We start from the raw sequence: 12000 nt of genomic DNA, 5'->3' as shown, positions 1-12000 counted from the left end.
CTACTATGAATAAAGTTCTTGAAATTAATCAACTTACTAAAAAATTTGGCAGTTTTACAGCGGTCAACAATGTCTCTTTTTCGGTAGAAAAAGGAAACGTTTATGGATTACTTGGTCCAAACGGAAGTGGAAAATCGACAACATTAGGAATGATTCTTAATGTAATCAATCCTACAGCGGGTTCGTGGAAATGGTTTGATCAAGAACCAGATAACGATTCATTAAAAAAAATTGGTGCAATTATCGAAAGCCCAAAATTCTATCCTTATTTATCAGCAGAAAAAAATCTTGAAATTGTTGCTGATATTAAAGAAGTTAATTATGCGAAAATTGACGAAAAACTTGAATTAGTTGGATTACTTTCTCGTAAAAAAGATAAATTTCAACAATATTCGTTGGGAATGAAGCAACGTTTGGCTATTGCGGCTGCGTTGTTAAATGATCCTGAAGTGTTGATTTTAGACGAACCTACAAATGGTTTAGATCCACAAGGAATTATTCAGATTCGTGAATTGATTATTAAAATTGCGCAACAAGGGACAACAATTATTTTGGCCAGTCATTTATTAGACGAAGTCGAAAAAGTATGTTCGCATGTGGTGGTTCTTAATCAAGGAAAAATGCTTTATGCGGGTTCTGTAGATCAAATGAATTCAAGTTTTGGAAGCATCGAAGTTGCTGCGCAAAATATGGAAAGTTTGGAATATACATTAAAAACGTTCTCATTCGTTTCGAAAGTTACTAAAGAAAATAACAAACTTTTTGCTGTTTTATCAGAAGAAAAAGATCCTGCAGAAATCAATAAAATGCTTTATGAACAAGGAATTATCGTGAATCATTTAGTAAAACGTAAAGAATCTTTAGAACAACAATTTTTCCAACTAATCCAAAAACAGAACTAACATGAAAAGATTATTTAGCATAGAATGGAATAAATTATTCTACAACAAAGGAACACGAATTTTCATCATTTTATATTTTGTGATGATTCTGTTAATGGGAATTACGTTGCCGAATTTCAAACCAAATATGAATGGAATCGAAATTGATTTAATCAAATTAGGTGCATTAGAGTTTCCTGTAATTTGGCATAATATCACGTGGTTAATTGGTTTTGGAAAATTCTTTTTAGCTATTATTGTTATTAATAATATTACAAACGAATACTCTTTCGGAACTTTCAAGCAAAATACAATTGATGGTTTATCTAAAACTGAATTTTTAAACACAAAAGTTTTGATGAACGTTGTGATAACTTTGATTTCTACACTTTTAGTTGGCGTTTTAGTTTTTGCATTAGGTTCTATTTTTAGCGAAAAGTTTGATTTTGTAAACGGAATCGAATTCTTAGGAGGATATTTCGTCGAAATCTTCGCTTATATTGTATTCGCCATGTTTTTATCATTCCTATTAAAGAAAAGTGCTTTTGCGATTTTATCTTTAATTGTTTTGAATATTATAGAATCTGTTGCTAAAGTTGTTGAATTTTTAGTTCGATTTGGTAAAAATCCTCCAAAAAATCCTGAAGAAATTAAAATCTTAACTAATTATTTACCACTAAACTCAAACGGAAAAATAGTTGATTATCCTTCTGTAGATATACAAAAAGCAATTATGGAAGGTAAGTTATTTGTTGCCGATCATGTACAATGGGATCATTTTGCTGCAAATGTTTTCTACATCATTTTATTTCTTGGTTTATCCTTATTAATTATCAAAAAAAGAGATTTATAAATTATAAATATTTCATAAAAACAAGAAAACCTCCAAATTTGGAGGTTTTCTTCTTCAAAGCAATTTACAATTTCACTTGTTTGTTTATCTTTGCAACTATGCAAATGACAAATTTCGAAGAGTTAAAAACTCTTTTAAAATCAACACCAAAGAAAATTGCAATTCTACCGCACAAAAATCCTGATGGAGATGCGATAGGTTCTACATTGGCGATGTTTCATTATTTGAATAAATTAGGACACACGTGTAACATTGTTTCACCAAACGATTTTCCTAAGTTCCTAAAATGGATGCCTTCAGCAAAAGAGATTGTAATTGCAGATTACCGACCAAAAGTTGCCGAAGCAATTATACATCAAGCTGATTTGATTTTTATCTTAGATTTTAATACTGTAAAACGAATTGACGACTTAGGAAACTGGGTTGAACGTTCGAAAGCACCAAAAATATTAATCGATCATCACCGTGAACCAGATACATTTGATTTTATGTATTCGGATATCGAAATGCCTGCGACTTGTCAAATGGTTTATAATTTTATCGAAGCGATGAATGATTTGGATAAAATTGATAAAGGCATTGCTGAATGTATTTATACTGGAATAATGACGGATACAGGCGGATTCCGTTTTCGTAATACATCGGCTGATACGCATAGAATTGTTGCAGAATTGATTGATAAAGGTGTAGAAGTTGACAAAGTGACTTCGTATGTAAACGATTCGCAAACGCAAGGACGTTTAAAATTGTTATCATTAACCCTAAATAATCTAACTTTTTTACCAGAACATCGCACAGCTTTCATGTTCTTAAAACGTGAAGATTTGTTGGCAAATGGTTTTCAGAAAGGAGATACAGAAGGTTTTGTAAATTATGGTTTGAGTGTAGAGAATTTTATCTTTTCTGTAATTTTTATTGAAGACACACATCATAATTTCATTAAAATTTCGTTACGTTCGAAAGGTGATTTTGATGTGAATGAATTCTCTCGCAAACATTTCAATGGCGGCGGTCATATGAATGCTTCTGGAGGTCGTTCGGATATGAATATGGAAGAAACAATTGCTTATTTCCAATCCCTTTTACCAGAATATCAAGAAAAATTAGCTAGTATCGTTATCTAATGAAAAAAGTTATTTTATTCACTTTCGCTGTTTTTGCGTTAATGAGTTGTGATCAAAAAGTCATACAATATCCCGTTTCATATTCCAATGACGATTTTATGAAACGTTCGCAAGAACGTGGAAAATTATTGCATCAAGAAGAATTACAATGGTTTGATGATTATATGAAAACATCTGACCTAAAATTTGTTAAAACGAGTTCGGGCTTTTGGATTTCAAATAGTGGTCAACGAACAGCTTCTACAGCAAATAATGGAGACTACATCGAATTTGAATATCAAGTAACTGATCTCGAAAACAATATTTTATATTCGTTTAACGATAATAAAGTTCAGAAAATAATTTTAGGAAAAGCTGATATTGTGAGAGGTTTACAAGCTGGTTTGCAATTAATTCCTGAAGGTGAAACTGCTAAATTATTATTACCTTCGTTTTTAGCTTATGGAGGTTATGGTGATACACAAAAAATTGCTCCAGACTCGCCTATTATTATGGATGTAAAAGTTTTAAAAATAAAAAAACACTAATAAACACAAAGACTGTAAAGTTAAAATGAGAAAAATATTATTAATCTTAACTGTCATCACTACTCTTGTTAGTTGTGGCGTTAAAATTCCAAAATCGATGAGTAAAGAAGAATTTAAAAGTTTAGAAGACGGATTGTATGCAAAAATGACAACAAATCATGGTGCAATGACAATCAAATTATACGAAGAAGAAGCTCCAATGACTGTTGCTAACTTTGTAGGATTAGCAGAAGGTACAAAAGAAAATAAAGCAAAAGCAAAAGGAATTCCTTTTTATGATGGAATCATTTTTCACCGTGTAATCAAAGATTTCATGATTCAAGGTGGTGATCCAGACGGAAGAGGTACAGGTGGACCTGGTTACGATTTCGAAGATGAGTTTCATGCAACATTAAAACACGATAAAAAAGGTGTTTTATCTATGGCAAATTCAGGACCAGCAACAAACGGGTCTCAATTCTTCATTACAGAGGTTCCAACTCCATGGTTAGACGGTAAACACACTGTTTTTGGACAAGTTGTAGAAGGTTTAGAAGTTGTAGATTCTATTGCTAATGTAGAAAAAACAAGAGATGACAAACCAGTTGTTCCAGTTGTGATTGAGAAAGTAGAAATCGCTCGTAAAGGTGATAAATACGCCAAATATAACGGTGGAGAAGCTTTTGAAACTGCAAAAGCAAATCATGCAAAAAAACAAGCTGAAGCTGAAGCGAAAGCAAAAGCTGAAAAAGATGCAGAAATTGCTCGTCAAAAAGAATTAGAAGCAAAAGCTCAATCAACTCCTTCTGGATTAAAATATGTAATTTTAGAAGAAGGTAACGGAGCAAAACCAATTCAAGGAGATCCAATCCAAGTACATTATACTTTACGCTTAAACGATGGTGAAAAATTAGATTCATCTTACGATCGCAATCAACCATTAGACGCAACAGTTGGTGTAACAGGATTAATCCAAGGTTGGATGGAAGCATTAACAATGTTCAACAGAGGTTCTAAAGTTTTCTTAATTATCCCTGCTGAATTAGGTTACGGATCAAGAGGTGCTGGAGGTGTTGTTCCACCAAACGCAACTTTATATTTTGATATGGAAGTTTTAGATAAATAATTTATCTATTCAAAATAAGTAGAAAAGCCACTCAAATTGAGTGGCTTTCTTTATTTATTCTCTAAAACAGTTTCATTCTCTGCTTCAACTTTCTTCTCGTATTTTTTTCGGATATACTCTGCTGCCAATGTCACAGCAATCCCTCCAATTATTCCATAAATAGACCTTTTTCCTAGAAATTTAGCAACGGTTACGCCTGTTGTAGCTGCAGTTGTTAAAAGACCTATTTTAGTTCCTTTCTCGGTGTGATTTTTTGTTAATGCTTCTAAAATTTTCATAGCTTTTTATGTTTAGTTTTAGAAATACTAACAATTATCAAACCAATTTTATTTAATAAAATCTTCTACTAATTCTTTTGGACGACCTACTACTCCATTTTTTTCATCTGTTACAATCGGACGTTGAATCAATTTTGGATATTCAACCAAAGCATTCAAAACTTCATCATCAGAAAGTTCTTTTCCTTTAAAATTTGCTTTCCAATCTTCCTCATTTGTACGCACAATATCAATTGGTTTTAAATTTAGTTTAGTCAAAATTTCCTTCAATTCATTTTTCGTTAAAGGTTCTTTCAAATATTCTCTTACTACAAAATCTTTTCCAGATTCTTCTAAAACTTTCATCGCATCTCTGCTTTTCCCACAGCGAGAATTATGCAAAATCGTGTACATATCGTTATTTTTCAATATATTTAATCAAATTAAAAAATTATGAAAAAGCTATTTTTATTCTTCAGCGTTTCTCTCCTATTTTTTGCTTGTACAACCAATCAATCCACACAAAATTCAGTGCCGAATAAAGATGAGAATTCATTAAAATTCGAGCCGAATGAAGATGGCGATTATGATATTGTTGTATTTGATCCTCAATATGATATTTATTTAAAAACAACTGCATTACCCAAAGAATATTATTCAAAAGAATATTACGAACAAAAAAATCGCCAATATGTAATGATTTGGAATCAACGACATATGCAACCAATGACATATAATCCAGATTTGTATGCAGTAAGTATAGATTTAGATCCTTCTGTTGACTATGGTTATGATTTTGAATACAAATTATTTAACTTTTTTCGATTTATTGAACATAAATATCGTGTCAGAATTAGATAATATCGTTTATTTTTGCAAGCTAATTTTAGAAAGATGAACGATTTTTCAATCAAAATATACAATCAAATCATTGAAGCAATTCCAGATTTTACAGGGCTTCACAAAAAAGATACCGAATTATTAGAATTCCATATCGAGAATGAATACAAATCGACTTTTGGTGATCTTTATATTCAGACTTCGGATGATGATAAGATTTGGATCAAATCTTCTTTTCCTTTTACAACTTACGAAGTAGATTCTGTTGAGGAACTTTTGTATATTTTGGAAGGTTTGTTGTTCAACCAATTATTCTGGGTAATTAGTTATGATGATGGTGATTGGGACGATACTTTTTTGATGCTGAAAGACCAAGAAATTAAAACGGAAGACGGTTTTACTTATAAAATTCTTTCTTGGAACGGAAAAGATGATAAAGTGATTAATGCTTAACCTCGTGTTCATAAAATCCCCTATTTTTATACATTTGCAATTATGTTTAACAACGAATTACTAAAAGACATCCAAAAACGTACACAAGATTTGCACGAATATTTGGAAATCGAACAAAAAGAAATCGAAGTTCAAAATGAAGAAGAGCATGCTGCTTCACCTGAATTTTGGAACAACCCGAAAGAAGCCGAAGCTTTTATGAAAGTTTTGCGTGGTAAAAAGAAATGGATCGATGAATACCAAACGATTGCAAATGCAGTAAATGATGTCGAAGTTTTAGTAGAATTTAACCGCGAAGGTGAAGTTAGTGACGAAGAAGTTATGGAACAATATAATGTTGTTGCCAAGCTTTTAGAAGATATAGAATTCAAGAATATGCTTTCAGAAGAAGGAGATAATCTTGGTGCAATTCTTCAAATTACTGCGGGAGCTGGAGGTACAGAATCTTGTGATTGGGCTTCTATGTTGATGCGTATGTATTTGATGTGGGCCGAAAAACATGGATATAAAGTAAAAGAATTAAACTATCAAGCGGGTGATGTTGCGGGTGTAAAAACGGTAACATTAGAAGTGGATGGCGAGTTTGCTTTCGGTTATCTGAAAGGAGAAAATGGTGTACATCGTTTGGTGCGTATTTCGCCTTTTGATAGTAATGCAAAGCGTCACACAAGTTTCGTTTCGGTTTATGTTTCGCCAATTGTGGATGATACAATCGAGATTGAAATTAGTCCTGCCGATATCGAATTACAAACGTCTCGTTCTGGAGGAGCTGGAGGACAAAATGTAAATAAGGTTGAAACAAAAGTTCAGTTAACGCACAAACCAACTGGAATTGTGGTTGTTTGTCAGGTTGAACGTTCTCAATTAGCCAATCGTGAGCGTGCAATGGAGATGTTAAAATCTGAATTGTATAAGATTGAGTTAGAGAAAAAAATGGCCGCACGTAATGAGATTGAAGCAAATAAGATGAAAATCGAATGGGGTTCTCAAATTCGTAATTATGTGATGCATCCATACAAATTGGTAAAAGACGTCAGAACAGGAACTGAAACAGGTAATGTAGATGCTGTAATGAACGGTGATATAGACGAATTCTTGAAATCGTTTCTAATGTTAATGGGACAAAAAGAAACGTCAAAATAGTTTTATCCTAAATTTCTTTCATGAAAATATTAATCGGAGGTGCTGGAGAAGTTGGTTTTCATTTGGCTAAATTACTTTCTAATGAAATGAACGACATCGTCATCATGGACATGGACAAGGACAAATTGTTGATGATCGAAAACTCGTTAGATGTAATGGCTTATCGTGGTGATATTACTTCTTTCAAGGCTTTGCGAGAAGTTGAAATTGATGATACAGATATTTTTATATCGGTCACTCATCTTCAAAACACAAACCTTACAAGTGCTTCGATTGCGAAAGATTTAGGGGCAAAACGCACATTAGCTCGAATTTCGAATCCTGAATTTCTTTACAAAGAAAATCAATTTTGGGTTCAAGGAATGGGAATTGATGCATTAATTAGCCCTGAGAAATTAGCGGCTGATGAGATTTATTCTCTTGTTCAACAATCTGCTTTCAATGCGATGCATCCGTTTGCAAATGGTCAACTTTTTATGGTTGGAACTGTTTTGGATGCGGATTGTAAAATTTTGGACAAGCAGTACAAAGACATGTATTTGACGACGAAAGGTGGTGAAGACAATCTTTTGATGCCAATTGCAATAATCCGTAGTAATGAACGTGGCGAATATCAAACCATTATTCCTGAAGCTGATACTGAATTTAGAATAGACGATCACGTTTATTTTATTGTAAAAAAAGCTGGAATTTTAGAAGTTTATAAAATCCTAGGAAAAAAACAAGAGTATTTCAAAAATGTAATTGTTTTGGGAGGAGGAAGTATTGGTGTCAAAGTTGCCAAACTTTTAAAAGATAACAAACACAATGTTAAGTTATTAGAAATCAACCGAAACAAAGCTTTTGATTTAGCTGATGATTTAAATAACATTTTGATTATCAATGGTGATGGTCGAGATGGAGAATTGTTATTGGAAGAAGGTATTTCTGATTCGGATGCTTTTATTGCTGTAACAGGAAGTTCGGAAACGAATATTATGTCATGTCTTTTAGCAAAATCAAAAGGTGTTAAAAAAACAATTGCTTTGGTCGAAAATATCGACTATATTCATCTTAGTCAAGAAGTTGGAATTAACGCTTTTATCAATAAAAAACTCTTAACCGCAGATAGTATTTTCCGTTATATTCGACAAGGTTCTGTGATGGATGTAACAGGAATTTCAGATTTAGATGCCGAAGTTTTAGAATTCCGTATTCACGAAAATTCTGAAATCGCATTCAAAAAAGTAAGCGATTTTCCATTTAAAGAAGGTGCTATTATTGCTGGAATTGTTCGTAGAAATGATGGATTTATTCCAACCAAAGATTTCATTATCGAACCAAAAGATCATGTTGTTGTTTTTAGTCAAGCGAATTTAATTCCAAAAGTGACCAAATATTTTAAATAATGAAATCACTTAACATCAAAGTAATCCTGAATCTTTCGGGTGTTTTATTACTATTAAATGCGCTCTTTATGTTTATTGCAACATGTGTCAGCATTTATTTTAATGATCATCTACTCTACCCTTTTTTAGTTTCGGGGAGTTTAGTGGGATTGTCGGGAGCTGCAATGATGTATTTTACGCGTGACAGAAGAAAACACATCAACAAACGCGAAGGTTATATCGTGGTTTGTGTCGGATGGCTTTTCTTGATTCTTTCGGGATGTTTGCCATATGTTACGTCGTTAATATTTTTACCAAACGATCATATCATCAATGAGAATTTCAGTTTTGTGAACATTGTTTACGAAACCGTTTCTGGTTATACAGCGACTGGAACATCGATTTATGATGATGTAGAAAGTCTCCCAAAAAGCATATTGTTTTGGCGAAGTACAACCAATTGGATTGGTGGTATGGGAATTATCGTTTTGACGATTGCGATTTTACCGTTTCTTGGAATTGGTGGTCGACAACTTTTTATGGCAGAAGCGCCTGGAATTTATACGGATAAAATTCACCCTCGAATTACAGAAACAGCGAAAAACCTTTGGTTAGTTTATTTAGGATTAACTGCTTTTTTTGCATTGTTGCTTTATTTTGGTGGAATGAATTTATTTGATGCTGCAAACCATTCGATGAGTGTGATTGCAACCGCAGGTTTTTCTACTAAAAATGAAGGTTTGATGTATTGGAATAACAATGTTTTTATTCAATATGTACTAATCGTGATGATGTTTTTGGGCGGAACAAACTTCGCTTTGATTTATTTATTGATTAAAGGACAATTCAAAAAAGTGTGGAAAAATGAAGAATTTCGCTGGTGGGTTGGCTTACTTGCTGTCGTTACATTTATCGTTTTTGTCGTATTATTTTTTAATATTTACCCTAGCTATTCCGTCGAAACTTATTCCTGGTTTAACTTCGAACATTCATTCAGAAGCTCATTATTCCACGTCGTTTCTATCGCATCTACAACCGCTTTGGCAATGGAAGATTACACAAGTTGGTTAACCGTAACCACACTTATTTTCTTCTCTTTGTTCTTCATCGGAGGTTCGGCAGGTTCTACATCTGGAGGAATTACAGTTATCAGACACGTCATTTTATTAAAAAATAGTTGGATCGAATTTAAGCGTATTTTACATCCAAACGCAATTATTCCAGTTCGTTATAACAATCGTTCGCTTAACCAATCTATTGTTTTCCACGTTATGGCATTCTTTGTCATGTTTATGTTTACATGGATTGTGAGTTCTATTTTGTTTGCGCTTTTGAATTATGGTATAACAATGAGTTTCCAAGATATTTTGGCCTCTTTAACATTAACTGCTTCCACTTTAGGAAACGTAGGTCCGGGAATTGGCGAATTTGGTCCGGGTACTTCAATGAATTCTTTAACGGATAGTGCAAAATTATTATGTTGTTTTTTAATGGTTTTGGGACGATTAGAGCTTTATACAATCTTAATTTTATTTACGCCTGCTTTCTGGAAAAATAATTAATGGGATGCTTCTAAAATTACTTTCTGAATGATTTCTTCGGTTTGATCTGGGAAATCTTTCTCAATAATTTTATTCGAATCCACCCAACGTTGCAATTGTGCTACATTCAAATCATACGAATAATCAACGCCAATCATTTTTAAAGCCTCACAGTTACACAATTGTTCATATTGACCTTTGATCGGAATCACAAAAAGTTTCTTTTTAAGATAAATACTTTCGGCAGGCAATTCGAAACCAGCACCGCACAAAACTCCTTTACAATTTTCTAAGGTTTTTGTAAAAAGGCGTTCATCAATTGGATAAATTTCAACATTAAATTGACGCGTAACATCTTTCACAAAAGGTGAAAAAACTTTCCATTTTGAATCTTTAATCAGTGATAATTTCTCCATAATTTCAGTCGGATGAAAACTTGGTAAATACACCAAATAATAATCTTTCTGTTTTGGATGCAATGCTCTAATTTTATCTCGAATGATGGGTAAAAAAATAGCATCATTATATTCTTCGAAATGAAAACCGTAATGCTTAGAAGTTGGTGCATAATATTTTAAAATCGTCTCACCTGTTTTATTTTTCACTTTTGGTGTTTCATCAAATAAAAGCGAAGCTTGATGACTCAAACCAACAATATTTATCTTTTTCTTTCGAGCTGCATGTGCCGTAATTGGTTCAAAATCATTAATAATCAAATCATATTTTTCAATTGGAAAATGATTCACTTCATTCCAAAAAGATTTAAAACTATTCTCCTTAAAAATTCGTTTATACGAAACTTTTCCCATCTGATTATAAAATAATGACAATCCTTTATGATGTTTAAATTGATAATTTTCGAGTTGTAACTGTGAATTAGAACCGCTTACAAAAACATCCAAATCTCCATATTCTTCAAGGATTGGTAACATTTTTTGCGCACGAGCCAAATGTCCATTTCCCGTTCCTTGTAAAGCATATAAAATTTTCATTTACTTCTTATTGAGAATTGAAACAATCAGTTCATCCAATGAATAATTGAACTCGATTTCTTCTAAATTTTGCATCAAAGTATGTTTGTGTTCTTCAAAATAAAACACTGACCAATTTCCGTCTACACATTCTAAAGCCGATAAATTCTCAATCCAATCGCCTGAATTCATATACACACAAGTTCCTTTATCCGTTTTTACTTTTCTCAATTGTGGCTGATGAATGTGTCCACAAACCACGTAATCATATTCATTTTCGATTGCTAATTCGGCAGCAGTTTGTTCAAAATCATTGATATGCTTCACCGCTTTTTTTACTGAGTTTTTAATCTTTTGAGATAACGAATAACGTTCTCTTCCAAAAAACTCTAAACACTTATTGATAAAATAATTCAACTGAATTAATTTATCATAACCCCAACCTCCTAATTTCGCAATCCATTTCGAATGTTGAATCGATGCATCAAACACATCTCCATGAAAAATCCATGCGACTTTATCATTCTGTTTCAACATATATTTATCCGTTAAAAGAATATTCCCAAAACGCATTGTCGTAAATTTACGCAACAGTTCATCATGATTTCCAGTGATATAAACGATTGGAATTCCTTGTTCAGATAAATTCAATAAATAACTAATGATTTGAAGATGCGTTTCTGGAAAATAACTTTTCTTGAAATTCCAAATATCCACAATATCGCCGTTGAGAATAATTTTTTTTGGATTGATTGACTGTAGATAAGCCAACAATTCTTGTGCTTTGCAACCAAAAGTTCCTAAATGCACATCCGAAATAATAACAGCATCAAGATTACGCTTCATTGATTTTTATTTAAATTTCGAAATCAAATATTACTTAAACGTTTTTTTAATCTTATGAAATCTTTATAAATTTGAGTCTAAATTGTAAAGTT

At 32.5% G+C, this 12000-nt stretch carries 14 protein-coding genes; 10 read left to right on the top strand and 4 right to left on the bottom strand.

Annotated elements, in window-relative coordinates; translation table 11 throughout:
* The first annotated feature begins 5 nt into the window (after positions 1 to 5).
* The 5 genes from B3R94_RS06175 (at position 6) to B3R94_RS06155 (ending at position 4490) form a co-directional block, all read left to right on the top strand.
* A complete protein-coding gene (locus tag B3R94_RS06175; RefSeq protein WP_115000904.1) occupies positions 6 to 902 on the top strand; it encodes an ABC transporter ATP-binding protein in 897 nt (298 codons plus the stop codon).
* 1 nt (position 903) lies between these two features.
* Positions 904 to 1734 carry an ABC transporter permease gene (locus tag B3R94_RS06170; protein ID WP_291099380.1) on the top strand — a complete coding sequence of 277 codons (831 nt, stop codon included), beginning with the start codon at positions 904 to 906 and terminating at the stop codon, positions 1732 to 1734.
* 98 nt (positions 1735 to 1832) lie between these two features.
* On the top strand, positions 1833 to 2858 hold the full coding sequence (locus tag B3R94_RS06165; protein ID WP_280049281.1) for a DHH family phosphoesterase: 1026 nt from the start codon (positions 1833 to 1835) through the stop codon (positions 2856 to 2858).
* Positions 2858 to 3385, top strand: a complete 528-nt coding sequence (locus tag B3R94_RS06160; RefSeq protein WP_115000909.1) for an FKBP-type peptidyl-prolyl cis-trans isomerase — start codon at positions 2858 to 2860, stop codon at positions 3383 to 3385. The genes B3R94_RS06165 and B3R94_RS06160 overlap by 1 nt, the downstream gene beginning before the upstream one ends.
* Before the next feature lie 25 nt (positions 3386 to 3410).
* Positions 3411 to 4490 carry a peptidylprolyl isomerase gene (locus B3R94_RS06155; protein ID WP_291099376.1) on the top strand — a complete coding sequence of 360 codons (1080 nt, stop codon included), beginning with the start codon at positions 3411 to 3413 and terminating at the stop codon, positions 4488 to 4490.
* Positions 4491 to 4540: 50 nt separating this feature from the next.
* Here B3R94_RS06155 and B3R94_RS06150 read toward each other — a convergent pair whose 3' ends face one another.
* Positions 4541 to 4768 carry a hypothetical protein gene (locus B3R94_RS06150; protein ID WP_038331196.1) on the bottom strand — a complete coding sequence of 76 codons (228 nt, stop codon included), beginning with the start codon at positions 4766 to 4768 and terminating at the stop codon, positions 4541 to 4543.
* A 48-nt stretch (positions 4769 to 4816) separates the two neighbouring features.
* Positions 4817 to 5161: an arsenate reductase family protein gene (locus B3R94_RS06145; RefSeq protein ID WP_038331194.1), complete on the bottom strand. Its 345-nt coding sequence runs from the start codon at positions 5159 to 5161 to the stop codon at positions 4817 to 4819.
* 39 nt (positions 5162 to 5200) lie between these two features.
* Here B3R94_RS06145 and B3R94_RS06140 point away from each other — a divergent pair, with 39 nt between their 5' ends.
* Genes B3R94_RS06140 through B3R94_RS06120 form a run of 5 tightly spaced genes read left to right on the top strand, consistent with a single transcriptional unit; the run spans position 5201 to position 10112 of the window.
* The gene (locus B3R94_RS06140; protein ID WP_038335835.1) at positions 5201 to 5608 is read left to right on the top strand and encodes a DUF6146 family protein; all 408 of its coding nucleotides are present in this window, start codon (positions 5201 to 5203) and stop codon (positions 5606 to 5608) included.
* Positions 5609 to 5641: 33 nt separating this feature from the next.
* Positions 5642 to 6040, top strand: coding sequence for a hypothetical protein (locus tag B3R94_RS06135; protein WP_038335837.1), 399 nt, complete (start codon positions 5642 to 5644; stop codon positions 6038 to 6040).
* A 42-nt stretch (positions 6041 to 6082) separates the two neighbouring features.
* Positions 6083 to 7183, top strand: coding sequence for a peptide chain release factor 2 (gene prfB, locus B3R94_RS06130; protein ID WP_125350433.1), 1101 nt, complete (start codon positions 6083 to 6085; stop codon positions 7181 to 7183).
* Between the two features lie 20 nt (positions 7184 to 7203).
* Positions 7204 to 8571 (top strand): Trk system potassium transporter TrkA, encoded by a 1368-nt coding sequence (gene trkA, locus B3R94_RS06125; RefSeq protein WP_291099372.1) that lies wholly within the window; start codon positions 7204 to 7206, stop codon positions 8569 to 8571.
* Positions 8571 to 10112, top strand: a complete 1542-nt coding sequence (locus B3R94_RS06120) for a TrkH family potassium uptake protein (protein ID WP_280046507.1) — start codon at positions 8571 to 8573, stop codon at positions 10110 to 10112. The genes trkA and B3R94_RS06120 overlap by 1 nt, the downstream gene beginning before the upstream one ends.
* On the opposite strand, the gene B3R94_RS06115 is transcribed toward B3R94_RS06120, so the two are convergent.
* Together B3R94_RS06115 and B3R94_RS06110 are read right to left on the bottom strand one after the other, a co-directional pair.
* Complete coding sequence (locus B3R94_RS06115; protein WP_291099369.1) at positions 10109 to 11083, bottom strand: glycosyltransferase family protein; 975 nt, start codon at positions 11081 to 11083, stop codon at positions 10109 to 10111. The genes B3R94_RS06120 and B3R94_RS06115 overlap by 4 nt on opposite strands.
* Positions 11084 to 11908, bottom strand: coding sequence for a UDP-2,3-diacylglucosamine diphosphatase (locus B3R94_RS06110; RefSeq protein ID WP_291099367.1), 825 nt, complete (start codon positions 11906 to 11908; stop codon positions 11084 to 11086).
* Positions 11909 to 12000 lie beyond the last annotated feature (92 nt).

Origin of the sequence: Empedobacter sp. UBA7611 (assembly GCF_002484365.1) — a bacterium.
In the GTDB taxonomy this organism is placed as follows: domain Bacteria; phylum Bacteroidota; class Bacteroidia; order Flavobacteriales; family Weeksellaceae; genus Empedobacter; species Empedobacter falsenii_B.
The sequence above is the reverse complement of the archived record's forward strand: the minus strand, read 5'-3'. Positions and strand labels throughout refer to the sequence as shown.